This is a genomic window from Methanobrevibacter arboriphilus (assembly GCF_019669925.1).
Classification (GTDB): Archaea; Methanobacteriota; Methanobacteria; order Methanobacteriales; family Methanobacteriaceae; genus Methanobinarius; species Methanobinarius arboriphilus_A.
The window spans coordinates 688,587-714,425 of record NZ_AP019779.1 but is presented as its reverse complement, the minus strand read 5'-3'; the positions used below and the strand labels follow the sequence as shown (position 1 = coordinate 714,425).

Genomic DNA, 25,839 nt, shown 5'->3' with positions numbered 1-25,839 from the left:
GTAGTTAATCATTGTTATATTGGTAGTTATATATTAGTTATAGCTATAATTAGTCATGATTACATTAATTATGGCTATTATGACTGTTTTAATCATGGTTATAGTAGTTAGGTTAATATGTTATAACTTTTCTAGTTTTAATTATCCTAATATGTATAATTATTATAATTATTGTAATTATTATAATAATGTTATCTTAGTAATTTTAATTTCTCAATTATTATTTTCATGGATTTCAAATGATTTAATTTAGTATTAAGTCTATAATTATTTAGATGTGTAAAAATGGAAATTATTGCTTCAGCTCCTGGTAAAACAATACTATTTGGGGAGCATGCTGTTGTTTATGGTGAACCTGCTATTGCAGGGGCTGTTAATAAAAGAGCAACTATAAGATTAAAAGAGGCTTCTGATGTTTCTATTTTTAAATCTAATGATTTGGGATTTGAGGCAGAATTAGACACTGTTGCTAAAAGATATAGGCTGAAGAAAGGAAAACCTGGTATAATAAAATATATTTTAGAAATTTTACATAAATGTCATGATCATAGTCCTATTGAATTGGATCTTTCTTTAGATATTCCTATTGGTTCGGGACTTGGATCTTCAGCAGCTGTAACCGTAGCTACTCTTGCAGCACTTTTTAAATATCAAGGAAAGAAATTTAATAAGAGTTTTATAGCTAAAAAAGCCCATGAGATTGAAAATAATGTTCAAGGTATGGCAAGTCCACTTGATACAAGAGTAAGTACTTTTGGAGGATTAATATATCTTTCAAAAGATAAAAAGATATCTAAATTTGATACAAATCTTAAATCTTCTTTTGTTATAGGTTACACTTCTAAACGTGGTAATACTGGAAGAATGGTTAAATCTGTAAAATCTTTAAAAAATAGGCATCCTATGGTTGTAACTCCAATTATAAAGACTATTGGTAAAATAACTGATGAAGCTAAAATAGCTATCATTAAAAAGCAAGAATTTAAGTTAGGGGAATTAATGAATATTAATCAGGGTTTACTTGATTCTCTTGGTGTAAATACTAATGAACTTTCTCGTATGGTTTATCTTGCAAGAAAAGCAGGAGCTAGCGGTTCAAAAATTACTGGAGCTGGTGGAGGAGGTAGTATTATTGCATGCTGTCCAAGAAATCAGGATAGGGTATTTAAAGCTCTTAGTTATCATGATAATGCTATAAAAGTCAACTTTTCAAATAGGGGAGTTTTTGTTAAAGAAATTAGATAAAATTAATATTGATAAAGTTAATATTAATAACTTTAATATTAAAAAATCTAATGTTATAAAAAATAAATCTATTATTAATAACTATAATATTAATAAGTTTAATATTAATAAATCTAATATTGATAAAATTAATTCAATAAATTTAATTTTAATACTGTTTATATCAATAAACTTAATATTCATAAAATTTTTAATACTAATTTATATTAATAAATTTAATATTCATAAAACTAATATTCATAAGATTAATATTCACAAAATTAATTCACAAAATTAATTCAGAAAATTAAAATAGGAGATTAAATGATAATTTTAAAGCTTGGTGGAAGTATACTAACTAATAAAAACTCAAAAAAAGCTGAGGTTAATTATACTAACTTAAATAGAATAGCTAATGAAATTAAAAATGCTCTTATTAATAAAGGAATGGATAATTTTATTAATAACAATTCTAGTGATCAAGGTTTAGTAATTATTCATGGTGCTGGTTCTTATGGACATCCTCCTGCAAAAAAATATGAAATTGGAAATAATTTTAATAATGATGAGTATCCTAAAAAAAGAATAGGATTCTCAAAAACTCAAATTTGTGTAAAAAAATTAAATACTATAATATGTGATGTTTTGGTTAATCATGGGTTGCCATGTGTATCTATTCAAGCTTCTTCGTTTATTACTACAAAAAATAAAAGAATAAATAATTTTAATTTAGATTTAATTGAGAGATATATTGATGAAGGATTTATACCTGTAATATACGGAGATGTAGTCCTTGATGATGAACTAAAGGTAGCTGTACTTTCTGGTGATCAAATTTTACAGTATATAGCGATAAATTTAAACTTATCTTCAAAATCAAATAAAAAAGAAGTTATTTTAGGAACAGATGTTAATGGTGTTTATACAAAAAATCCTAAAAAATATGATGATGCAAAGCATATTCCAGTACTTACTTCTTTAGATGATATTGATGAATTAGATTCAACAACCAATATTGATGTTACTGGTGGAATGATTGGTAAAATAAAAGAATTATTGGAGTTGGCAGAGCTTGGTATAGAGTCTAAAATTATCAATGCTAATGAAGATGGTAATATCTTAGATGCATTAAATAATAAAGATATTAAAGGAACTAGAATAAAATAATAAAAAGTATAAAATTTAAAAACAAAATAAGAAAAATAATGTTCATATGATAATATAACATTAGGAGATTTAAGCTAAATTTAAATTATTTAATATAAATTATTTAATATAAATTAGTTAATTATATAATATATTTAACTTATTCAATTTATTTGACTATTAACTTATTTAAATATTTAACTTATTTAATATTATTAGTTGATATTTTATATTTAACTGTTTATTTACTATTTAATTTATTTAAATTATTAATTTAAAAAAATAAGGAAAAATTAAGGAAAAACAAAATGATTTCAGATAGAAAATTAGAACATCTATTATTATGTAAACACTATGATGTTCAATACAAAAATAAAAATTCTGGATTTAAGGATATTGAACTTGTTCATAATGCCTTACCAGAAATAAACAAAGAGGAAATTGACATATCTACCAATGTTTTTGGAAAAAAATTAGAATCTCCTCTTTTGATAACTGCTATTACTGGGGGACATCCCTCAGCTTTTAAGATTAATAAAGAATTAGCTATAGCTGCTGAAAGTGAAAAAATTGGTCTTGGTCTAGGTAGTCAAAGAGCAGCAATCGAGAACCCAGAACTTTCAAATACTTATGAAATAGCTAGAGAAAATGCTCCCAATACTCTTTTAATTGGAAATATAGGGGCTCCTCAAATAATTGGAGATTCAAAAAACTCTAAAGAATTTGCTCAAAAAGCTATTGATATGATTGATGCAGATATACTAGCTATTCATTTAAATGCACTCCAAGAGTCAATACAGCCTGAAGGAGATGTCAATGCTACTGGTTATGTTAATTCAATTGAGAATATTGTTGAGGAGATTGATGTTCCTATAATGGTTAAAGAAACTGGAACTGGCATTGCATTTGAGGAAGGTAAAACTCTTGAAAGTGCAGGTGTAGATTTTATTGATGTTGCAGGTGCTGGTGGAACTAGTTGGGCTGCTGTAGAAACTTATCGTGCTGAAGATAGATATATTGGTGAGTTATTCTGGGATTGGGGAATTCCGACTGCAGTTACAACTGCTGAACTTTCAAATTCATTAGATATTCCTATTATATCTTCAGGCGGGATTCGTTCAGGATTAGATGCTGCTAAAGCAATTGCTCTTGGTGCAGATGCGGTTGGAATGGCTTTACCGATATTAAAAGAAGCTTTTGTTGGACATGATGAAATTATCAAATTTATTAATATATTTAATGATTCTTTGAAAATAGCTATGTTTTTAGTAGGTGCAAAAAACTTAGAAGAACTTAAAAATTCAAATCTGATTATAAAAGGCGATACTAAAGAATGGCTAGTGGAAAGGGAATTTAACACAAAAAATTATTCAAGGAGGAACTGATTTGACTGTAGAAGTTATTGCAATAGGTGGATATGAAGAAGTCGGAAAAAATATGACTGCTGTAAAGGTAGGTGAAGAAGTTATAATCTTTGACATGGGAATCCATCTTGATAGAATAAGTATCCATGAGGATACTGATATAGATAGAATGCATAGTTTAGATTTAATTGAAAGAGGAGTAATTCCTGATGATACTTTAATGAAGGATGTAGATGGGAAAGTTAAGGCGATTGTCTTTTCTCACGGGCATCTAGATCATATTGGGGCAGTAGCTAAGTTAGCTCATCGTTATGATGCTCCAATTATAGCTACTCCTTATACTATAGCGCTTATTGAAAGAACAATAAAGGGTGAAAGGAAATTTTCTGTTTCAAACCCTTTAAGAAACTTAAATCCGGGTGGTAAATTACAATTATCAAAAGATGTAACATTGGAATTTGTACAATCAACCCATAGTATTCCACAAGCAGTATTGCCTGCTCTTCATACTCGTGAAGGTGTTATTGTTTATGCAAATGATTTTAAATTTGATAACCATCAAAAAATATCTCCACCTCCTGACTATAATAGGTTAAGAGAATTAGGTAAAAAAGGTGTTTTATCTCTTATTGTTGAAACTACAAGAGCTAATGAGTTTCATGAGGTTAAAACTTATTCTGAAAGAGTGGCTAAGATTATTTTAGAGGATTTGATGAAGCAACCTCTAAAAGAAAAAACTGGAATGATTGTAACTACTTTTTCATCTCATGTTGAGAGAGTTCAAGCTATAGCTGATATTGCTAAAACTAGTGATAGACATATTTTCTTTTTAGGTAGGTCTATGGAAAGATACTGTGGTATTGCTGAAAATTTTGGAATATTAGATTTACCTGATAATGCTAGTGTTTATGGAAGTCCAAAGGCAGTTACAAAAGCACTTAATAAGGCTGAAGATAATAGGGAAGAATATTTACTTGTTACTACTGGACATCAAGGTGAACCTGATGCTTTACTTCCAAGAATAGCAAGTGGTAGAACTCCTTTTACTGTAAGGCCTGGAGATAATGTTATAATCTCTGCTCCAATTATTCCAAATCCTACAAATAAAGCTAATAGACATATGATGGAAAGAAGATTAATTTCAAGTGGTGCTAGAATATATTCTAATGCTCATGTATCTGGACATGCTGGAAGGGAAGATCATAGAGACTTTATTAGAATGCTTAAACCAAAACATATAATCCCTGCTCATGGGGAATTAGAAATGTTAGCTGCATATGGTGAATTAGCAGAAGAAGAAGGATATAGGATAGGTAACAACGTACATATTTTAAGAAATGGTCAAGCTCAAGTGTTTAATGAAGGATTTTAGGTTGTTTATATTTAAAAACTAAAATTATAGTTTGTTTAATAATTAGGAGGGATAGTCATGTCAAATATTAATGAAGATGTAGGTAAAGTATTAGGACAATATTCTAAAGATATTCATAAAGAAATAGGAAATACTCTTTCAAATATAGGGCCAGAAGATCTTCGTGAAGCTTCAATTTATCTTACAGAAGCTGGTGGTAAAATGTTAAGACCTGCTCTAACAGTTTTAGTCTGTGAAGCTGTTGGCGGGACTTTTTCAAGTTGTATAAAAGCTGCTGCTGCTATAGAATTAATTCATACGTTTTCACTTATTCATGATGATATTATGGATAAAGATGATATGAGACGTGGAAAACCTTCAGTTCATAAAGTTTGGGGTGAACCAGTAGCTATATTAGCTGGTGATACTTTATTTTCAAAGGCTTATGAACTGGTTATTAACTCAAAAAATGAGATTGATTCTTCAAATCCAGAAGAGTGTTTAAATCGTGTAAACAGAACTTTATCCACTGTTGCTGATGCTTGTGTTAAAATATGTGAAGGTCAAGCTCAAGATATGGGCTTTGAAGGGAATTTTGATGTAAGTGAAGAAGAATATATGGAAATGATATTTAAAAAAACTGCTGCATTAATTGCTGCTGCCACTGAATCTGGAGCTATAATGGGTGGTGCTAATGAAAAAATTGTTTCAAATATGTATGATTATGGTAAACTTATTGGTTTAGCTTTTCAAATTCAAGATGATTATTTAGATCTTGTTAGTGATGAAGGTTCTCTTGGAAAACCTGTTGGTAGTGATATTGCTGAAGGTAAGATGACAATTATAGTTGTAAATGCATTAAACAGGGCTAATCCTGAGGATAAAAAAAGAATTTTAGAAATTTTAAAGATGGGTAATGAAAGTGGTAATTGTGATCAGGTATACGTAGATGAAGCAATATCTCTTTTTGAAAAATATGGTTCTATTCAATATGCTCAAAATATTGCTCTTGCAAATGTTAAGGAAGCAAAACAACTACTTGAAATATTGCCTGAATCTGAAGCTAAACATACACTTTCATTAGTTGCAGATTTTGTACTTTATAGGCAAAATTAGTTACAGAATTAGTATATAAAATTAGTATACAAAATTAATATATAAAACTAGTATATAAAACTAGTATTAAAATTGCTAATTTTGTATTAATAAAATAAAATTAACAATACAAAATTTATTAATACATTTATTATACCTTTATTATATAAATTTATTAATTGGGTCTTATTAATAAAAAAATTATTATATAAACATAATATTATTAATATAAAAATATAAAATTACTTAAATGTTATTATTTATATCTTTCATTATTATTTAAAAAAATTAAGGTGTTAATTTGACTGATGAATTAGAAATAATTGAAAAGCTATTAAAAGTCAGTATTGATGATAAAGATAATGGTATTTTCAATTCACAAATTGAAACAATTAATGATTTAGTTGTTAGTGATTTATCTACTGGAGACTTAATTGATGTATTAATTGGAATTCAAATCCAAAGGGTTTCATTAGGTTTTAGAAATGAATTAGACAATAAAAAATTAGATAATTCTTGTGAATCAGCTGTTGAAAATTTGATTCAACTTCTGAATTTAAAAGGAGACAATGAATGTGAAGCCTTTGATGGTGATGCATCAATAGAAATAAATCCTTTTAATTTTAATCCTTAATTGAATAAAACATGATTGAATATATAATTATAGTTTGAATTTAAATATAATAATGTTTTTTAAATATTATATCTAATATTTTTTAAATATTTATTATAATATTCTTTTAAACATAATAGCTAAAAAATAATAATATTCATTTAAAGTTTGAAGTTTTTTATTTTTTCCACCAAATTAAAATCCAATCTGCTTTATCATTAGGATTTTCTAACATTCCTTCATTATTTTTTCTTAGATTTTTTTCAAGGTATTTATATAAATTTTCTTTTTCTTCTTTTGTAAAAGTGTCTAATTGCCATTTACCATTATCCATTGCGTCTTGAACAGACTTATATTTCCTATTTGTTTCAATTTCAAGATTTTCTATATTTGGATAAATATTCATACTTATAAGAATATTAAAAAGATAATCATAAGGTACAAAATCATTTTTTTCTTTTCCAATACTTTCATAAAAATCATTTTCAAATTTCCAATTCTTTGGACCAAATATTGTTATATAAACATATTTATTAGCTATGCTGTTTACATTATTTATGGTATCTTTTATTGGTGATATTCCATTGATAGATCTTGATAAAAGGACAATATCCTTATTTCCAACTTCCTTCAATGTCACATCTTCAAGATTTTCTTTCATGGTTTTGATATTATCAATATTTTCAGCTTTACATTTATCATCTAAAATTTCAAGCATTCTTTTTGATGAATCAACAGCAGTTATAGATTTAACCTTTTTAGATAGAGGTATTGTAATTGATCCTTCACCACAACCTAGATCAATAACAGTATCACCTTTATCTATTCTCATTTTTGAAAATAGTTTTTTTTGATATTCATCTTGTTTGGAACGTTTAGAAAATTTATCTGCTTCATTATCCCAGTTTTTTGGCTTTCTTCTTTTTTTATGTAATTTTTCTTGCCAAAAAAATTCCCAGTCTATATCTTCAGGATCACTTATGCAATTTTGCTTTTTAATTATAACACTCTCTATTAATTATCTTTTAAATACTATTATCTTTTAATAATATTATATTTTATGTAATATTATTTTATATATTATTATAATTTTATAATATTATTGTTCTTAAATATTATAATTCAAATATCCATATTATCATTATTATTATTTTTTAATTTTTTTTTTTTTTTAAAAAAAAATGATGATACTACTTTTATAATATTAGTACTTTTCATTGTTTGAATATTTGTTATAATTATTATGTTGAATTTGTAGGAGGAATCATGATTAATTTGCCCGTAGTCGGATCTTTATAGACTGTTCCCATATTTTCCATTCCTTCACTTTCTCCAGATTCAACATCAACCGTTCCATTATAATTTTCTCCCTCTTCTACGGACACTGCTTCTTTTATTCTATTTGCCATTTTCTTTTTTTCTTCAGGTGTAGCATCATTAAATATTATACTTTGCATATTCATAGACATAACTGCAAATATTAAGAAACCAACAGCTAATACAAGCATGGCATCAGTTAAATTTGCCATTCCTGCGAGAGGATCATCATCACCACTACTTTTTCCTAAAAATCTTCTTTTCTTAGACATTGTACCAACTCTTTTTTATTATCTTAGAGTTTATTTTTTTCCAGAATTTCTAGAGTAGAGTTGATTAAAACTTCAAAATTAGATAGATCTTCTTCATACCAACGTTTTCTAAGTTTTGAAACAACATAAGATACAGCTGAAGCTGCTAATCCAGTTACCGTTGTGTCAAATGCTATTATTATTGCTTGAGCTAATAATTCTATATTCCCTGCTCCAAGTGCTGCAAGTCCTGGTCCCATTGGAATTAAAGTTCCCATAAGCCCAAATGTTGGTCCGAGCCTTACCACCATATCTGTTTTCTCAACGGCTTTTTCCATTCTTAACTCTTCTTCTTCAATAATTTTATCTGCAAATGCTCTTTTAGTTTCAGTTCCAAAATCTTCATTGTTGATAACTTTAATCATAGCTAATTTGTATTCTTCATTAATATCTGATTCTTTTATTGCTTCTTTCATTTGATTTGTGTTATTCAAGCTATTAAGTGATCTTATTAATGATTCACTTTCTTCTAATTTGAATTTTTTTCGAGAAGTGTATTCAGCTATAAGCCCTCCAACACTTATTAATGCAAATATAACAAATAATATTAGTATAATTATTACTGGTATTAGTAAACTTTGAGAGATTGCGTGTAAAATGCCTGTTAGAATTCCGCTTCCTATAATGTCCATGATATCTTTCTCTTTTTTAATTGATTTTCATTATTTTACTTTTTGATAATCTTTTTAATATTAATCTTTTAGCTATAATCTTTTAGTTGTAATTCTTTAGTTGTAATTTTTAATATTAATTTTTAAATAATAACTTTTTAACAGTATTAATGTTCATATAACTTTTAAAATTATAATATTATTAATTTAAATTATATTTAAAACAAATTCCTAAACCTTTTAGATTTTTTAAATACAAATCCAAAAGCTACTGATATTAATACAATTATTAATATGTATATCATCATATTAGTTTCTGGAAAACTCAAAGGAGTCATATTTTGACTTAAAACATTTTGTAGATTTGGAACAAACATATATAATGTAAAATATAGTATTCCTGAGAGCATTAAAAAAAATCCAAAAATCCCATTAAACATTCTTTTTGGAGTTCTTATTTTTCGGTATAATATAAAATATGAGGCTATTATTAAAATAATTGAAATTCCTACCGAGATTAATCCTAATTCAAATATAGATAACCAAATTGAAGGGGCAACATAAATTATATTAATTAATATTGCTGCATAATAACTAAAAAACAATAATATTAATGAGAGTTCTTCATTTATTTTATAAATTATTTTAGGATACTTTCTTTCTATACTTTTTTTTGATTTTATTTTAAAATCTAAAATAAACCTATAACCAGTATAAATCAATACCATTCCAATTATTGTCATTATGAAACTTATATTATTATTTATTGTAGGAATTATTGATTTACTAAAAATATTTGAAATAAAAACTGACACTAAGATTAACAAACCTAAATATACTGCTATCAATATTGAATTATTCTTATTTATAGAATTATTTATTAAAGAAGTAGATATAGCTATAGAAGACAACACAATAACTATTATATAAGATAAAACTTGTAAATCAATCATTTTTCCACCTTAAAATGAGGTTTTTTTATCTCTTCTTAACATATATCCCACAATTATCGAACCTAAAAGTAGTCCAATAATTAATATTCCTAAAGCTTGACTATCTTCTATTTTAAATAAGTTCTCTCCATCATCAATATTTATTACTTTAGCTTGTTGTGTTGAAGATTGAGCTGCAGAACTAGATCCAGAAGAAGAAGAGGCTCCTTCACTTAATTGATTTGAAGAAGGATTTGATCCTCCAGGTGACCCAGTACCTATTCCAATAGTTCCAAGACCATTTCCGCCAATACCTAAGCCTCCTAGACCTCCATTTCCAGGATTTCCAGTTCCTCCATTAACAGGAGTTTTTCCATTATTATTGTTATTGATATTTTCAGTGTAGGTAATTCCTAATTGGAATCTTTCTACTCCTGCTATTGCGTTTAAAATTCCTCCTGCCTGATTTTTATCAAAATTTTTGCCAAAATTAACTGTAGCTACTCCGTTTACTGTAGTAACCCATATTTTTTCTCCATTAACTATGAAAAGAACATCTATTGGAGGTAAATCAGTCATAGTCTGACCATTATATGTAAAAACTCCCATATAAACTCCATTTCCACCACTTTTAAGTTTAAATTGTATCATTCCTGATTTTAACTTAGGGCAAATATTAGCTAAATAATCAGCATTAGCCCCATACCAATTGGGTCCAATTTCTAATGTATCATAATAGCTTGAATCTCTAAGTTCAACATCTTTACCTGTGTTTGATGAAATATCATTAGATGATATATCTTTTGCTTTATTATCAATATAATTTGGACCAAAACTAATTCCTTCTACATTATACCTGATGGAATTAGTTTTCATTGTTACATAAGAATTATCAATAGAATCTAAACGTATTCCATAATGATTGTAAGAAATGTTATTATGGGTTAGATTGAGATTTGTAAGAATACCTTCGGCTAATATTCCAGTTTCTTCATTATTTTTTATGTTATTATATTTAATCTGAGTATATTGAGTTTTATAGGAGTATATACCTGATTTTTTATTATTGTATACTTTATTGTTTATTATGTTTGTTTTTTTAGTACTTTTTAAGCTAATTCCATTCTTGTTATTTGTAATGTTGTTACTTTTAATATCCACGTTATTTGTACTATCTAAAGAAATTCCTTCATTATTATTATCTAATTTGTTGTTTTCAACATAGATATTATTACTATCTTTTAAAGAGATCCCTTCATCCGATTTTGTAATATTGTTATTGTTTATAGTTATATTGGAACTTTTAGAAACTGATACTCCAGAATCTTTAGCAGTTATATTATTTTTTGATGCTTTAATGTTTTTAGTGTTGTTTAATGTTATTCCGTTTCCATCCTCATTATCCAAATTAAAACCTGAAATTGTTGTACCTGATGCAGAACTTCCATTTATGAAAAATATTGTTTTTAATGAGCTACTATCAGAACCACTTATTATTGTTCCAGAATTACTTATAATATTTAATTTTTTGTTTATTGTTAAAGTTAAGTCTTCGTAAAAACTTCCTAAAAACTTAATTGTATCTCCTGCTGTAGCTGTATCAATTATTTTTTGGATTTGTTTACTTAATGATAATCCAGTTTGATTATAAGATGAAGCATCATTAATACTTATTGTTTTAGCCGTAGCTGTATTAATGCTCATTATAGCTATTAAACTAAGAAATAATAAAACAATTAATATATTTTTTTTGTTTTTCATAATTTCATCTTTGGTTTATTTTACGAATAATACAAGTTAATACAAACTTTTATCAATAGGATTAAGTTATCATATCTTACATTGTATTCTTATTAAAATTATTAAATTTATATAATTCATATAATTGTGATTTTAAAATTTATTGATAAAAGTCATTAAAAACTATTATAATCTACTGAATTTTGTTTTAATTTAATAAAATTTCTATTTAATTTATTTTAAATTAATATTGGATTCAATATTAATTTTAAACTTAATTTAAAATTTTAATTTTTATAATATATATAGTAATATATGTTTATCACGTTATATATATTATTTCATATTGTATTTAAAAATTAGTATTTCATTTTTGATAATTTTCATATTTTTGATAATTTTTAGAGATGACTTTAGAAATAGTTTTTAACTTTTATTAATACAGATAATATAAAGAAATAATTATATTTAAAAAAAAATTTAAAAAATAATCAGAATAATATGTAAATTTGGAATAAATTGAAATAATTATAAATTTGAAATATTCTGAAAACAATATGAAAAATATTGTAAAAATAATTATAGTAATTGATAAACATGATTAATGTATGAGTTTAAGTTAAATAATCTACTAAAAGATTTATTTAACTTATTTACATTAAATTTTACATACATTTAATTTGTAAATGGATTTTAGATAGAATTTAGAAGTTAAATTTAGTTTTAAAATATTTTCTAATTCTAAACCACTTTCACATATTTATTTTGTTTTTTACCATTTACATTGAATGCAACTTTTTTAGTTCCTTTACTGGTTCCTTTTAGCTTCATTTTCAATGTCACTGATTTTTTAGCAGGTAATTTCACTATCCATTTATTTGTTTTTTTACTGTATTTAGTTTTATAGTTTACGTTGTAGGTTTTAAGTCCTTTAGAGGGTGAAATTCTAACTTTTATATTTTTAGAAGATGTTCCGTAGTTTTTAATAGTTGTGTATGCTGTGACATATTTGTTCTTTCTGATTTTTTTAGTATTAATTTTATTGGAATTTTTAACTTCAACTGCAGGATTAACTTTTAAACTAGTTAAACTTGATTTTTTATTGAAACTATCACCAGTTAATGTAGCTGTGTTTTTAAAGGTTCCTGCTTTATTAGGAGTTATATAAACATTTAAAATTGCTTTTTCATTAGCTTTTAAAGAATTCACTGTCCATATTTTATTATTTTTATTGAATGATCCTATATTTGTGTTAAAACTTTTTATAGCAAAGTTAGGGATCATATTTTTGATATTTATGCTTTTAATTATTTTTTGCCCAATATTTGAAACAGTTATTGTGTATTTAGTGGTTTGACCAGTTTTAATAGTTGGAGATGAAATTTTTGAATTAATACTTATTGATTTTTGAGGTATATTATTGTCATTTATAGATAATGCAGTTTTAGTTAAAAAATATGTATAAATCTCGTTTCCAGTAGAACTATAATTATATTCTCTAAAATCAGCTATTCCAGTTCCATTTTTGATTAAAACATATTGGTATTGACTATTGTTATTAAGATTGACTTTCACATAATTAGGAATCATTTCTTTAATTATTTTTCCAGTATCATTTGTTGTATAAGCTATTTGGAAAATACCTTTTGATATTTCTGATAACTTTATTAGTATTATTCCAGTAGTTGTTTTAGAACATACACTTACTCCACTTCTATCATTTGTACCATAGAAATTATATCCTATAACCAAAACTGCACGATGTTGATCATCTGTCTGAACTCTTTGAATCTGAAATGTATTAAACCCAGTATTATATAATAGATAGTTATATTCAATGGTTGGTTGACCTGAGGTATTTGTACCAGAATCCATATAAATTCCATTTTTTTGATTGTTAGTTATCATATTACTTATAATACTAAGAATATTATAGCTACTATTAATATAAACTCCAGATTGGCCTTGATTTTCGATATAGTTATATAATACTTTTATATTATCTTGTAATTCCCCATTATTATTGAAGTACACACCAAAACCATTATTATTTGAAATATTGTTATATGATATTTCAGTGTTGTTTGTATTTCCAGTGGAGATTATACCTTCATCGTTATTTGTGATAGTATTGTTTTTTATTACTGTATTATTTGAATTATTTGATGATATTCCAGTTCCTGAGTTATTTATTCTATTATTAGTAATAACTGTATTTAAACTATCTAAAATTGTAATTGCTATACCTTCAGCTGTAATATTATTACTACCTATTTTTACATTAGTCGCATTATCAATTATAATTCCCGCTTCTTTTGCATTAATGTTGAATCCTTCAATTTTAGTTCCACTTCCACCACTTAATATTCTAAATATTGGCTCTTCAGGATGATTATTACAACTATTAAGTACAGTTCCAACATCACTTACTATATTTAATGTTTTATTTACAATAATATTAGCTAAATGTGTGTATTCACTTCCTTTAAATAGTATTGTATCTCCACTTGAAGCATTGTCAATTATTCCTTGTATATACTCCATATTTCCTGGCATTCCTTTATCTTCAACATCAATTATCCAAGTATTATTTGCTCCATAAATTGTATTAAATCCTAAAGGAGATGATATTAATAATATAGAAAAGATAGCTCCTAAAAGAATGATTTTTTTTGTTTTTATTTTAAACACCTCTCTTAATTAATTTAAATTAAAACCTAAAAATTCTAATAAAAAATATATAATTTGTTATATATAAGGATAATATTAATATTAATAAAAGTATTATTGATCTTAATAATTATTAATTTTAATAATTTTAATAATATTAATTATATTTAATAATTAAATTTTGAAATTTAGAAAAATATCAAAAATAAGTTAAAAAAAATTAAAAGTATGGATTAGTATATAAATTTTAATCATATTTTTATTCTAATCATACTTTTTATTTAGATATTAGTTATTTGACAACTTTTACAGATTTGGTTTGTGATTTGCCGTTTGTTGTTACTTTTACTTTTTGTGTTCCGGTTTTTGTTGCTTTGACTTTCATTTTTAGGGTTATTGTTTTTTTAGCAGGAACTTTTTTGACTGTCCATGTTTGGCTTTTTTTGTTGTATGATGCATAGCTACTTTTACTTACTGCTGCTACTTTTAATCCTTTGGTGGTTGCTATTTTACTATTGAATGTACTTGAGTTATCTAATCCAGTGTTTTTAATTGTAGTTGTTATATAGAAATATTTATTTCTCTTTACTTTATTTGCACTGAATGCATTACTACTAGATACTTTAATATCTTTATTTACAGTTAATTTTGTTGGATTTGTTGAAGTATCATTTTGTGTTGAAGTTTTTAATGTTGAAATAATGTTTTTAGTTCCTGATTTTTTAGTTTGAACTTCAAGTACTAAAGATGCAGTATCTCCACCTTTTAAGCTGTTTATAATCCATTTGTTATTAGAAAATGCTCCAGTAGATTTGTATGTTACAACAGAGTTTGCAATACTTGATAATAATCCTGTATCAATAGTTATTACATCTGATGTTCCATTTCCAATATTTTTAACAGTTAAAGTATATATTAGTTTTCCACCATTTTTCACGACGTTTGTGCTTATTGTGTCTGTAAGTGTTAGGTTTGCATTTGGTGTTGGAGTAGTATCTTCAAAATAGTTCATGAACACATCAAAATTTCCTATTTCATTACCCCATCCTGATTTTCCAGTTGATGGTTGATCTGAGGTTGAATTCCACCAATCACCACCAACATATTCAGCATATCTCCAACCATTTTCTGAAAAAGTATTATTATCTAATATTAATTCTTTTCCTACTGTACTTTGAATTATATTTTCTAATAATATACCAAATAAATAACTTTTAGAAATATTATTTCCTGATACAATTATACTTTCAAGTGTTGTTGGTGCTCCATGTTGTGTGTCATTAGCTTTTATAATAATGCCTATATTATTCTCTATAATATTATTATTTTTGATTATAGCATTATTACATGATTTTATTATAGCTAATCCAACTATACTCATATTAGATATGTTATTTCCTTCAATTTCTATATATTTAACTCCTCCACCAAAAAATACACCATATTGAGCATTATTCATTGTGTTATTTTTAACAAATATATTTCCTGCATTTTGGTAAAATGACATTGCATTTCTTCCAAGATCATGGAAATCATTATTAGTTACAACTGTATTGTTTCCTCCGCCAACACCAATAGCATCACGGAAGTTACTTGCATTAACATTTTTTATTGTAAGGTCTCTCACTTGACTAGCAGTAATTCCAGTTCCATTATTTTTATTAGCTCCAGTAAGTGTAAGATTGTCTAATGTTATATTAGCTCCATTAGTTACAGTTATTGCAGACATAGCATTTAATGTAAAATTAGATATTGAAATATCTTTAAATACATCTGGATCGGAAGTATTAATTGCTAATTTGAATATAGGTGTGTTAGCGTCTTGAATTCCAGTTATTGTAGCTCCATTACCTAATATTGTCAAGGTTTTACTAATGTTTATTGAACCAGCAAGGTTATAAGCACCATCAGTCGCAAAACTTATTATGTCTCCTACTCCCGCATTATCAATTATAGATTGGATAGCAGATAAATCAGCGTTATTATCTATATTCCATGTTTGTGCTGCTGATACAGACGAAGTCATTGTTCCTATAGCTACAAAAAGTACTAATAGGAACATTAATCTTAGTTTGATATTCTTAATTTGATCATCTCCATTTTTTATCATAAATTAGTTTTTAGTTTCTAAATTTCTATTTATTTACTTTTACTAATTCAATCTAGTTTTTTAATTAATTTTTAAGAGATTTTAAAAATTAATTATTATCTAAACTATTTTTAAACCATTTTTACAGCTATTATTTAAAATTAGCTACCCTGTTTTCAATAAAACAACAATAAATATTAAAATAATTTATTGGGGTATTAATTTTTTGGTTTATAATTATTAATTGTATGATAATAATAACTGCATAATAATAATATTTCGTATTGAATATATATACATTTCGACTTATTTTTTCATTATTTTATTATTAATTTTGAACTATAACGATAGTGATGTTTTATAGTATTCACATGACTATATTTTTTTTAAAAATTTTATTTTCTTTTTTTAAGGTTTTAGATAGCTTTAAATATAATTATGAGTAAAATGTTATGTATAATAATACATTTCGTTTTGTATTTAAGACATTTCGTTTTGTGTATACTTGATTATAATTTAATTCAAATTTAAATAAATTAAAAATAGGTAATATTATGGATTCTAATGATTGTATAAAAGATCCCAATGATTTTGACTGGGAAAAAGCTTGGGCAAACGAAGTTGGATCTAAGAAAAGAGAAAAGAAATGGACTAAAGATACTCCTAAAATTCATTTTGAAAAAATAGCTGTTAAAGATGAATATCATGAAAAGTTAATTCCTAAGTTAATACTGGAGGATGATGACACAGTTTTAGACTTGGGAAGTGGTGAAGGTGCTGTAACTTCATTGATAGCTGAAAAAGTTAAATCTGTAACTGCTCTTGATTCTTCACCAGTTATGCTTGATATGCTAAAACAAAGAATTGAACATTATAATATTGATAATATTGATATTGTTGAGAGTGATATTGAGGATGCAACTGTTGATAATGTTGGAAAATTTGATGTTGTTGTTGCTTCAAGATCTTTTATGGGAATTCATGAGATTAAAGATACAATTCTAAATATTCAAAAAATAGCTAAGAAATATGTGTTTTTAGTGGTATTTGGAAGGAATAATTGGAAATTAGAGAAGAAATTCTATGAGGAAATTGGAAAAGATTATCCTGATTTTGCACCTTATGATTATTTATTTAATTTATTGATTAGTTTAGGAATCTATCCTAATATTGAAAATTTTGATCTTTTAGGTAATAGGAAGTATGATGATATTGAAGATGCATTTATCAGAATGAAATGGAAGATGAATAATCTTTCTGAAGAGGAAGTTGAGAAAATAAGGCCATTTTTAGAAGAAAATCTAAAGCTTAATAAAGAAGATGGGAAGCTAGAGAATCTTGAAGATAAAGCTGATTTAGTATTAATGTGGTGGAAAAATAAGTAACTTAGCATTAAATATGATATTTAGCATTAAACATAATGAGATACTCAAATATCAATGAATAATTTAATACTAATAACTAATTTATGGTTAAATAGATAGTTTAATAATAAATAGCTAATTTTTATTTATTTTTTAATGGGGTTGTAAATATTAATAAAAATATTATACTTGTGGTCGTAGCTATATTGATAGTTTCTGGTGTTGGAATCGCTTACTACTTTAACCCAGGTTCATCTATATCTCAAGATGGAAATATCACCATAACTGACATGGTTGGTAGGACAGTTACTGTTCCTAGTGATGTTTCAAATGTAGTAGCTACTTCTCCTCCTATGACTACAATGGTTTATATGCTTACTCCTGATAAATTAGGTGGACTGAATTATCAGTGGACTGATATTGAAAAAGAATATGTAAATAGTAAATATCTTAATTTACCAGTAATTGGTGGATGGTTTGGACGACAGGATGGTAGCTATGAACAGATTATTTCTGTTAATCCTGATCTTGTAATTGAGGGAGCTATGGGTGATGTTGATTTAGCTACTGTAAATGAAAGACAAACTAAATTTGGAACTATTCCTGTTGTTGGAGTTACTGATAACTCTGATGTTACTAAAATTACTCCTTCAATTGAATTTATGGGGAAATTACTTGGTGCTGAAGATAAAGCTAATAAATTGATTGATTTTACTAATAAATATCTTGATAAAACTGAAAAAGTTTCAAGTTCTATTCCTGATAATGAGAAAAAGAAGGTTTATTATGCTGAAGGTGATGAAGGTCTTCAAACAGACCCAAGTGGTTCTTTACATGCTCAATTAATTGATATTGTTGGTGGAAAGAATGTTGCAGATATTCAACTGCAAGAAGGAGTTGGACAAGTTGATGTTTCAATTGAACAAGTTATTAAATGGAATCCTGAGGTTATAATAACTACTAGTCCTGACTTTTATCAAAAGGTTTACAATAATTCTAAATGGGCTGATATTGATGCAGTTAAAAATAAACAAGTTTATTTGTCTCCACAATCTCCATTTAAATGGTTTGACAGGCCTCCTGGTGCAAACATAATTATTGGTATTCCATGGACTGCTAAAGTCATATATCCAGATAAATATTCTGATATTGATCTTAAATCTGAAGTTAAGATGTTTTATAAAGAATTTTATCACTATGACTTGAGTGATGAGGATGTTGTAAATATTCTTAAAAGCAGTGGTTTAAAAGAAGAAAATATGTAACTTTAATAAATGTTTAGTTTTATTTATATAAAATTTTATTTATATTTTTATATAAATTTATATTATTTATATAATTTTTATAATTCAGATTTAATTTATATAATAAGTTTTATATAATAAGTTTTAATTTTTTATTAAGACTTGATTTTCTTTATTTATCATTTTTATTATAATTTTTCATTATTTTTAAATCACTAACCAATAATTTTATTATTAATATATATTATATAATAATATATTTTATATATACATATTAAATGAATATAGATTAAAATAATAAATATTGGTGGTGAAAAAAATGTGTACGAGTATTTTTACTAAAACTGAGGACAATAAACATTTTTTAGCAAGGACAATGGATTTTTCATTTCCTTTAGAGGGGAATCCTGTTTTTTTACCAAGAGATTATAGCTGGCATGTTTTTGGTAAGGAAATGACAAATAAATATGCTATGCTTGGTACTGGTCGAGGAATAGCTGGAAATTATATTTTTACTGATGGAATAAATGAACATGGTCTTGCTATGGCTGAACTTTATTTACCTGGTGAAGCTGTATATAATAAAAATGAAGTTAAAGGTAAAAATAATTTAGCTCCATGGGAATTTTTGAATTGGGTTTTAGGTAATTATAAGTCAATTGCTGATTTAGAAAAGAATTTAAAAAATATTCGGTTAATAGATACTGAAGTACCTATAATGAATAAGTCAATTCCTTTACACTATATCTTTGCTGATGTTACTGGTCGTGTTGTTGTAATTGAGCCTAGTGGTGGTGAATTAAAATTTAAGGAGAATCCTGTTGGTGTTATGACTAATACTCCTAATTTAGAATGGCATACACAAAATCTTAGGAATTATCTCCATGTTCAACCTAAGCAATTTAGTCCAAAAAAGTATGGTGAATTTAATGCAACACCTTTTTCACAAGGAACTGGAACAACAGGTCTTCCTGGGGGATTTACACCTTCTAATCGTTTTGTTCGTGCAGCATTCTTCAAAGAATATATTAATAAAGCTAAAAATGAGGAAGAGGGAATTACTAATATATGGCAAATTTTAAGTACTGTCCGTATTCCAAAAGGTGTAGTTATTGAAGATTCTGAAGGTGAGGATTATACTGAGTATTTAGCTGGAATATGTTTGGAGAGCAGATCTTTTTATTTTACTCCATATGAAAATAATCGAATTACAAAAGTCAGATTAACTGATGAATTGATAGATGATGGTAATGTTGTTATATTTGAAGCTCCACGAAATCAATCATATTATTCTCCTGAAGGAGTAATAGATCGTAATGATACTATAACAACAATAAAAGAAGTAATTGAACTTTTAGATGATATTAAGACTACTAAAAAAGGCCAAATAGAAGGTAAAAACAAAGATATTTTAGAAAATGTTGATGACAAATTTTTAAAAGAAAACATTTCTAATATAAAAGAATTTTTAGATGTTATTGAAAAAAATAAATAGTAAATAATTGAATTAATAATAATTGAATGAAAAGCATTTCTTTTTATTCATTATTTTATATTATTTTCACATTACTTTTATATTATTTATATTATTTGCACGGTTCATTATTTTTATCATTTTTATTATTTTTATAAATATTTTTATTATCATTTTATTCTTATTAGTTTTGATTTTTATAGAATTTACCAATTAAAACTGTCTTTACTCCACCATATTAGAACTAAATCGGATTTATCAAGAGGGTTTTCTAGCTTCCCATCTTCTTTATTAAGCTTTAGATTTTCTTCTAGAAATGGTTTTATTTTGTCAACTTCCTCTTCAGAAAGATTATTCATCTTCCATTTCATTCTGATAAATGCATCTTCAATATCATCATATTTCCTATTACCTTTAAGGTCGAAGTGTTCAATATTAGGATAGATTCCTAAATTAATTAGCATATTAAAGATATAATCATGTGGTGCAAAGTCAGGATAATCTTTTCCAATTTCCTCATAGAATTTCTTCTCTATTCTCCAATTTCTTCTTCCAAATACAGCTAAAAACACGTATTTATTAGCTATTTCATTAGAATTTATTAAAACATCTTTTATATCATGTATTCCCATAAATGATCTTGATGCTAATACAACATCGAATTTCCCAACACTTTCAATAGAAACATCCTCGATTTTCATTTTTTTAGTTTCAATATTTTTAATATTATCATGATCTATTCTTTGTTGTAATAAATCTAACATCATAGGGGAGGAATCTATTCCAAGAATTTTTGATACTTTTTCAGCTATTAAAGTAGTAACTGCTCCTTCTCCACATCCTAAATCTATTACTGTATCAGTTTCATCTAAAACTAATTTTTCCATTAATTTTTCATGATATTCATCTTTAACAGCTATTTTTTCAAAATGAATTTTTGGTGTATCTTTAGTCCAAAATTTTTTTTTCTTTATTTCTTCACCGAGTTCATTTTTCCAGGCGTTTTCCCAATCATCTGCATTTAAATTGTTTATACATTTAATATTATCCATAAAATTACTCCATTATAAATTAGAATATTTAAAAGTTTTTAATAAAAATTAAATTTATATAATAACAAAATAATTGTATAAATATTTTAATTATAAAATATTTTAATTATTAAATTATTAAATTAATTAAATAAAATAAATAAATCATAAAAATAATAAATAAAGAAGTATATTAAATTCTTTTATCAAACTCCTTTTTTTTTATTGATTCTTTATTTAACTCCTTTAATTGTAATTGTTTTTATTAGTTTACCGTTTGCATAAATAGGAACTTTTAATATGCCTTTTTTAGTGACTTTAACTTTCATTTTGAGAATTATTGATTTTTGCCCATTTGCACTAAATTGCCATTTAGAAGATTTAAATATAGATTTATAATTGACAAAAACATTTTTTAAACTTTTTGGTAACTTATTATAAATTTTTATTGGGCTAGACTTATCTTTTCCACTGTTAGTAATTTTAACACTTATTATAGCAGTTTTACCTACTTTTACTTTATTACTACTAACTGAAGCTGAATAAGATAATTTAACATCAGGATTAACAGTTAATTTTAAAGTTTTTGCTTCTGTAGTGTTCATCACTGGTTCTATACCTGCATCATAACTAACTTCAGTATTAGTACTATATGTTCCTTTTTGCACTGGTTGAACAGTAACAGTTAACAGTGCATCTCCATCAGCACCTAATGTTTCGATATTCCATGTTCCATTAGTAAATGTACCTCTGGAAGCTTGATAAGATACTATTTTAGATCCAACTGGGATTATATCAGATATTCTCAAATTTTTACCTGCAAGATCTCCATTATTAGAGAGCAATATTGTGTATGTTACAGTTTTTCCATTGACTATTGATGATTGTGATACTTTAGATGAAATACTTATATTTGCTCCATTGTATACTGTTGCATTTGGAATAGAACTACTTGTATTAATATAACTTCCATTTAATATTGAATCTCTTAAAGCAAATTTAGTTGTAACATTGGTGAACGTATTTCCAGATAAATAGTATGAAGCTCCTTTTGCATATTGATAGATAGCTGTACTCATATTATAAAAACTGTTGTTAATAATTTGAGTGTTTGTTCCTTGAAGTTCAACAGCCCAACTACTTGCATTTATCCAAGTATTATTTATAATATAATCTCCACCTCCACCATGTTTAATAAATACTCCATATTTAAATGTATCTGCAGTATTATTAATCAAAGTAGAGTTAGATCCTGAATGCCATATTCCAAATCCATTATTTGCCATATTATAAACATAATTATTACTAGCTAATGTGTTTGAACACTGTACAGAAATACCATCATAACCATTTATAATATTATTTTTATTTATTATATTATTTCTTCCAGATTCATCTTCTCTAACATTAATTGCATAATAAGAACTATTAGTAATATTATTTTCTTCAACTAAAATATTCTGTGAATTTGCAATAGCTATTGGAACACCTGCACCATCAAAGTTATTTTTTATTATATTTACATTAGAAGTATCTATAACTAAAATATGTGAAAAACTTCGAGATGTTGAATTTCCAGGATTAAATAGTGTGCTTTTAAAATTAAATCCAGTTATTGAACTATTTTCACTACCTGATAATAAATAAAAAGCAGCAACAGTAGTATTTATATTATTTATTCCACTACCTACTCCATAACTCCCATTTTGTGATTTAACAGCATTTGATAAATAACTTTGATTTTGGACAGTATTGATTGTAGTTCCACCATTAACTGTTGAAACAAAGTTTAAAGATTTATTTATAATCAGATTGATGTTATTATAATTGGATCCTTTAAAATTTAGAGTATCTCCATTTTCTGTGTTTGGATCATCAATTTTTGCTTGTATCTGATCATTATCCATACCATCATCTATATCTATGACTTTAGATCCATTAACATCTTCAGCAGCAATCGTAGCTACTGAAATTAGAACCATAAGAAATATAGAAATATTTAAGAGGTATTTTAACTTTTTTGTCATTTTTTAAAACTCCTGTTCTATATTAATTTTTTATTTTTGTAATAAGTATTACTTAAAAAAATATTAAATGTATCTTATTACATATCGTATTAAATCTATACCTATATTTAAATTTTACTATTATTATTTATAATATTAAAAAAACTAATTAAATTTATTTATATAATTAAATAAACTAAAATAAAACTTATAAAATGAAATAAACTATTTATATAAATATTTATTAAATCGAAATGTATATATATTCATTTATATTACATTTATATAGTACTATAATTTTAGTAATAATTTTTCAATGTTTAGCATTGTTTTAAGTAAATAACTGTTAAATTATAATTAATAATATAAATTAACTAATAACAATAGTTAATTATTTAATAATTTACTATTTATTAGTTAAAATTTTATTAGGAGAATCAAATTCTAATATATTTAATAAAGTTGGATAATATGAAAATTCATTAGATAATATGGAAATTCAAAACAATTATTTTAAATTAATAATTCTATTATTAATATTCATTTTTGCAATAAATGGAAATTTCATTCTTAATAATGATTTTAGCTATGCTAAGGATTATAATATTGGAGTAGGGTTAAATAATAATGAAATTCAGAATATTATTGATAATGCTATTTCAGGGAGTAGAATAATATTTTCTGGATCAAATTACAATAATATTTCTCTTGTTATTAATAAAACCTTAATACTAATAAGTAATGTAGAAACAAAGCTTTACGCTTCTTCAAATAATTTAAATGGAGAATCTTTTTCTTCAGTTTTTTATTTTAAAGAGGGTAGTAATGGTTCTTCTATAAAAGGATTCAATATAATTGCTGATGATTATGGGATAATAACTTATAACACATCTAATGTTAGTATTTACAATAATAAAATATCAAATGCTTCAAAAAGCGGGATTTTGATAGAATCTTCAAAGAATGTTAGTACATTAAACAATAATATAACGAAGAATAATATAGGTGTAACTGTTGAAAAGTCTGATAAGGTAAATATTAAGAAAAATAAAATTTATAACAATAAAAAAAATGGAATAAATGTTCATTCATCAAATAACACGGTCATTGACAATAATCAAATCTATAACAATATTAATGGGGTAAATATTGAAAATACAGTTAAATCTAATATTACTAATAATGAAATTAAGAATAATGATTTACATGGTATTGAATTTAGTGGTAAAACTGAAAAAACTTTTATTTCAAAGAATAATATTTCTAAATCTACAAGGGGGATTTATATAAATTCCTATTCTAAAAATGATGTAATTATCTCTAATTATATAAATAATAATATTTATCGAGGCATTGAACCAGATGATGATTTACCTTATGGTATAGGTATACTTTTTGGTCGTCAATTTAATTTTGATGATACTGATGTTGATATAAAATGGAATGCAATAACTGAAAATTCACAGTTTTCTATAAGAGCTCCTTCAGATGGGGATTTAGTTCATATTGGAGCTAATTGGTTAGGGAGTAATGATCCAAAAAAGACACAACTATGTCATAGAGTTGATTCTCCTTTAATTAAAGCATATTTTCAAAAAACTGCTAATGGATATCAATTAATATTTTATGATGGTAATAGTATTGTCACTAATTTAGCTTCTTTTCCTGTCATTTTCTATCTAAATGGAAAACCAATTCAAATTTCACAAGTATTAAATGGAGTAGCTACTTTTAATGGAAATATTGATAGATATAACCTCAATAATCTATCTGTTTCATTTGGAAAAGATGTTCTTTCGATGGAAATATTGCCGACATTATCTCAAAATAAGGATTATAAGGATCCATATACTGTTGTTGAATCAACTGATTCTGAAAGTTCAAATGGAAATAATTATGTTGATAATAATGGTAATGGATTTGGAAATAATGATGGGGAGGGTAATGGAATTGCTGGTTTAAATAATATTAGAAAATCTAATTCAAATGTTGGTGGATCTTCAGGAAATGGAATATCTGGAGAAAATGCTAAAACAATAACAGCTAAAGAGATACAAATGGAAGATGATAACTATAAAATCAAGGAAAGTGATAATAGTATACTAATTATTACTATAATATTGTTTTTAACTATTATTGTAGGATATATCTTCCAAAGATTTAGAAATAACTTCAATTTTTTTAGAAACTTCTATAAATGATTTTTTATAAATTATTTTTATTTAAATGAATCTTCTTTAAATAATTTTTTTTTAAA

At 25.5% G+C, this 25,839-nt stretch carries 19 protein-coding genes; 10 read left to right on the top strand and 9 right to left on the bottom strand.

Features of this window, described 5'->3' with window-relative positions:
- Positions 1-285: 285 nt before the first annotated feature.
- The 6 genes from mvk (at position 286) to MarbSA_RS03040 (ending at position 6,814) form a co-directional block, all read left to right on the top strand.
- The gene (mvk, locus tag MarbSA_RS03065; RefSeq protein ID WP_054834963.1) at positions 286-1,245 is read left to right on the top strand and encodes a mevalonate kinase; all 960 of its coding nucleotides are present in this window, start codon (positions 286-288) and stop codon (positions 1,243-1,245) included.
- Positions 1,246-1,548: 303 nt separating this feature from the next.
- Positions 1,549-2,391 (top strand): isopentenyl phosphate kinase, encoded by an 843-nt coding sequence (locus MarbSA_RS03060; RefSeq protein WP_054834961.1) that lies wholly within the window; start codon positions 1,549-1,551, stop codon positions 2,389-2,391.
- A gap of 287 nt (positions 2,392-2,678) precedes the next feature.
- Positions 2,679-3,755, top strand: coding sequence for a type 2 isopentenyl-diphosphate Delta-isomerase (gene fni, locus MarbSA_RS03055; protein WP_221061834.1), 1,077 nt, complete (start codon positions 2,679-2,681; stop codon positions 3,753-3,755).
- A gap of 1 nt (position 3,756) precedes the next feature.
- Positions 3,757-5,106 (top strand): RNase J family beta-CASP ribonuclease, encoded by a 1,350-nt coding sequence (locus MarbSA_RS03050; RefSeq protein WP_221061833.1) that lies wholly within the window; start codon positions 3,757-3,759, stop codon positions 5,104-5,106.
- Between the two features lie 57 nt (positions 5,107-5,163).
- Entirely contained in the window at positions 5,164-6,201 is a 1,038-nt protein-coding gene (gene idsA / locus MarbSA_RS03045; protein ID WP_054834959.1) for a short chain isoprenyl diphosphate synthase IdsA, read from the top strand.
- Between the two features lie 280 nt (positions 6,202-6,481).
- Positions 6,482-6,814: a hypothetical protein gene (locus MarbSA_RS03040; protein WP_042701441.1), complete on the top strand. Its 333-nt coding sequence runs from the start codon at positions 6,482-6,484 to the stop codon at positions 6,812-6,814.
- 157 nt (positions 6,815-6,971) lie between these two features.
- On the opposite strand, the gene MarbSA_RS03035 is transcribed toward MarbSA_RS03040, so the two are convergent.
- The 7 genes from MarbSA_RS03035 to MarbSA_RS03005 all read right to left on the bottom strand — a co-directional run bounded on the left by MarbSA_RS03035 (position 6,972) and on the right by MarbSA_RS03005 (position 16,484).
- On the bottom strand, positions 6,972-7,757 hold the full coding sequence (locus MarbSA_RS03035) for a class I SAM-dependent methyltransferase (RefSeq protein WP_280636285.1): 786 nt from the start codon (positions 7,755-7,757) through the stop codon (positions 6,972-6,974).
- 277 nt (positions 7,758-8,034) lie between these two features.
- Positions 8,035-8,382 carry a DUF2149 domain-containing protein gene (locus tag MarbSA_RS03030; protein ID WP_054835178.1) on the bottom strand — a complete coding sequence of 116 codons (348 nt, stop codon included), beginning with the start codon at positions 8,380-8,382 and terminating at the stop codon, positions 8,035-8,037.
- A gap of 23 nt (positions 8,383-8,405) precedes the next feature.
- On the bottom strand, positions 8,406-9,053 hold the full coding sequence (locus MarbSA_RS03025) for a MotA/TolQ/ExbB proton channel family protein (RefSeq protein WP_042701436.1): 648 nt from the start codon (positions 9,051-9,053) through the stop codon (positions 8,406-8,408).
- Positions 9,054-9,250: 197 nt separating this feature from the next.
- The gene (locus tag MarbSA_RS03020) at positions 9,251-9,985 is read right to left on the bottom strand and encodes a DUF2162 family putative transporter (RefSeq protein WP_054835177.1); all 735 of its coding nucleotides are present in this window, start codon (positions 9,983-9,985) and stop codon (positions 9,251-9,253) included.
- Positions 9,986-9,994: 9 nt separating this feature from the next.
- Positions 9,995-11,725 carry a right-handed parallel beta-helix repeat-containing protein gene (locus MarbSA_RS03015; protein ID WP_221061832.1) on the bottom strand — a complete coding sequence of 577 codons (1,731 nt, stop codon included), beginning with the start codon at positions 11,723-11,725 and terminating at the stop codon, positions 9,995-9,997.
- A 720-nt stretch (positions 11,726-12,445) separates the two neighbouring features.
- On the bottom strand, positions 12,446-14,395 hold the full coding sequence (locus tag MarbSA_RS03010) for a right-handed parallel beta-helix repeat-containing protein (RefSeq protein WP_221061831.1): 1,950 nt from the start codon (positions 14,393-14,395) through the stop codon (positions 12,446-12,448).
- Between the two features lie 271 nt (positions 14,396-14,666).
- Positions 14,667-16,484 carry a right-handed parallel beta-helix repeat-containing protein gene (locus tag MarbSA_RS03005; RefSeq protein WP_221061830.1) on the bottom strand — a complete coding sequence of 606 codons (1,818 nt, stop codon included), beginning with the start codon at positions 16,482-16,484 and terminating at the stop codon, positions 14,667-14,669.
- A 533-nt stretch (positions 16,485-17,017) separates the two neighbouring features.
- Here MarbSA_RS03005 and MarbSA_RS03000 point away from each other — a divergent pair.
- The 3 genes from MarbSA_RS03000 to MarbSA_RS02990 all read left to right on the top strand — a co-directional run bounded on the left by MarbSA_RS03000 (position 17,018) and on the right by MarbSA_RS02990 (position 20,566).
- Positions 17,018-17,848, top strand: a complete 831-nt coding sequence (locus tag MarbSA_RS03000) for a class I SAM-dependent methyltransferase (RefSeq protein ID WP_054835408.1) — start codon at positions 17,018-17,020, stop codon at positions 17,846-17,848.
- 170 nt (positions 17,849-18,018) lie between these two features.
- A complete protein-coding gene (locus MarbSA_RS02995) occupies positions 18,019-19,092 on the top strand; it encodes an ABC transporter substrate-binding protein (RefSeq protein WP_394325779.1) in 1,074 nt (357 codons plus the stop codon).
- Between the two features lie 298 nt (positions 19,093-19,390).
- Positions 19,391-20,566 carry a choloylglycine hydrolase family protein gene (locus MarbSA_RS02990; RefSeq protein WP_081719985.1) on the top strand — a complete coding sequence of 392 codons (1,176 nt, stop codon included), beginning with the start codon at positions 19,391-19,393 and terminating at the stop codon, positions 20,564-20,566.
- Between the two features lie 185 nt (positions 20,567-20,751).
- On the opposite strand, the gene MarbSA_RS02985 is transcribed toward MarbSA_RS02990, so the two are convergent.
- Complete coding sequence (locus MarbSA_RS02985) at positions 20,752-21,597, bottom strand: class I SAM-dependent methyltransferase (protein ID WP_221061829.1); 846 nt, start codon at positions 21,595-21,597, stop codon at positions 20,752-20,754.
- 212 nt (positions 21,598-21,809) lie between these two features.
- Positions 21,810-23,603, bottom strand: coding sequence for a right-handed parallel beta-helix repeat-containing protein (locus MarbSA_RS02980; protein ID WP_054835807.1), 1,794 nt, complete (start codon positions 23,601-23,603; stop codon positions 21,810-21,812).
- 470 nt (positions 23,604-24,073) lie between these two features.
- Here MarbSA_RS02980 and MarbSA_RS02975 point away from each other — a divergent pair, with 470 nt between their 5' ends.
- Positions 24,074-25,783: a right-handed parallel beta-helix repeat-containing protein gene (locus tag MarbSA_RS02975; protein ID WP_221061828.1), complete on the top strand. Its 1,710-nt coding sequence runs from the start codon at positions 24,074-24,076 to the stop codon at positions 25,781-25,783.
- The last annotated feature ends 56 nt before the right edge of the window (positions 25,784-25,839 follow it).

What these genes read in the sequence shown, in the direction of transcription:
- mvk (WP_054834963.1), top strand. Translation starts at nt 286, where the DNA reads ATGGAAATTATTGCTTCAGCTCCTGGTAAAACAATACTATTTGGGGAG.
- MarbSA_RS03060 (WP_054834961.1), top strand. Translation starts at nt 1,549, where the DNA reads ATGATAATTTTAAAGCTTGGTGGAAGTATACTAACTAATAAAAACTCA.
- fni (WP_221061834.1), top strand. Translation starts at nt 2,679, where the DNA reads ATGATTTCAGATAGAAAATTAGAACATCTATTATTATGTAAACACTAT.
- idsA (WP_054834959.1), top strand. Translation starts at nt 5,164, where the DNA reads ATGTCAAATATTAATGAAGATGTAGGTAAAGTATTAGGACAATATTCT.
- MarbSA_RS03030 (WP_054835178.1), bottom strand. Translation starts at nt 8,382, where the DNA reads ATGTCTAAGAAAAGAAGATTTTTAGGAAAAAGTAGTGGTGATGATGAT.
- MarbSA_RS03025 (WP_042701436.1), bottom strand. Translation starts at nt 9,053, where the DNA reads ATGGACATTATAGGAAGCGGAATTCTAACAGGCATTTTACACGCAATC.
- MarbSA_RS03020 (WP_054835177.1), bottom strand. Translation starts at nt 9,985, where the DNA reads ATGATTGATTTACAAGTTTTATCTTATATAATAGTTATTGTGTTGTCT.
- MarbSA_RS03015 (WP_221061832.1), bottom strand. Translation starts at nt 11,725, where the DNA reads ATGAAAAACAAAAAAAATATATTAATTGTTTTATTATTTCTTAGTTTA.
- MarbSA_RS03005 (WP_221061830.1), bottom strand. Translation starts at nt 16,484, where the DNA reads ATGATAAAAAATGGAGATGATCAAATTAAGAATATCAAACTAAGATTA.
- MarbSA_RS03000 (WP_054835408.1), top strand. Translation starts at nt 17,018, where the DNA reads ATGGATTCTAATGATTGTATAAAAGATCCCAATGATTTTGACTGGGAA.
- MarbSA_RS02990 (WP_081719985.1), top strand. Translation starts at nt 19,391, where the DNA reads ATGTGTACGAGTATTTTTACTAAAACTGAGGACAATAAACATTTTTTA.
- MarbSA_RS02985 (WP_221061829.1), bottom strand. Translation starts at nt 21,597, where the DNA reads ATGGATAATATTAAATGTATAAACAATTTAAATGCAGATGATTGGGAA.
- MarbSA_RS02980 (WP_054835807.1), bottom strand. Translation starts at nt 23,603, where the DNA reads ATGACAAAAAAGTTAAAATACCTCTTAAATATTTCTATATTTCTTATG.
- MarbSA_RS02975 (WP_221061828.1), top strand. Translation starts at nt 24,074, where the DNA reads ATGGAAATTCAAAACAATTATTTTAAATTAATAATTCTATTATTAATA.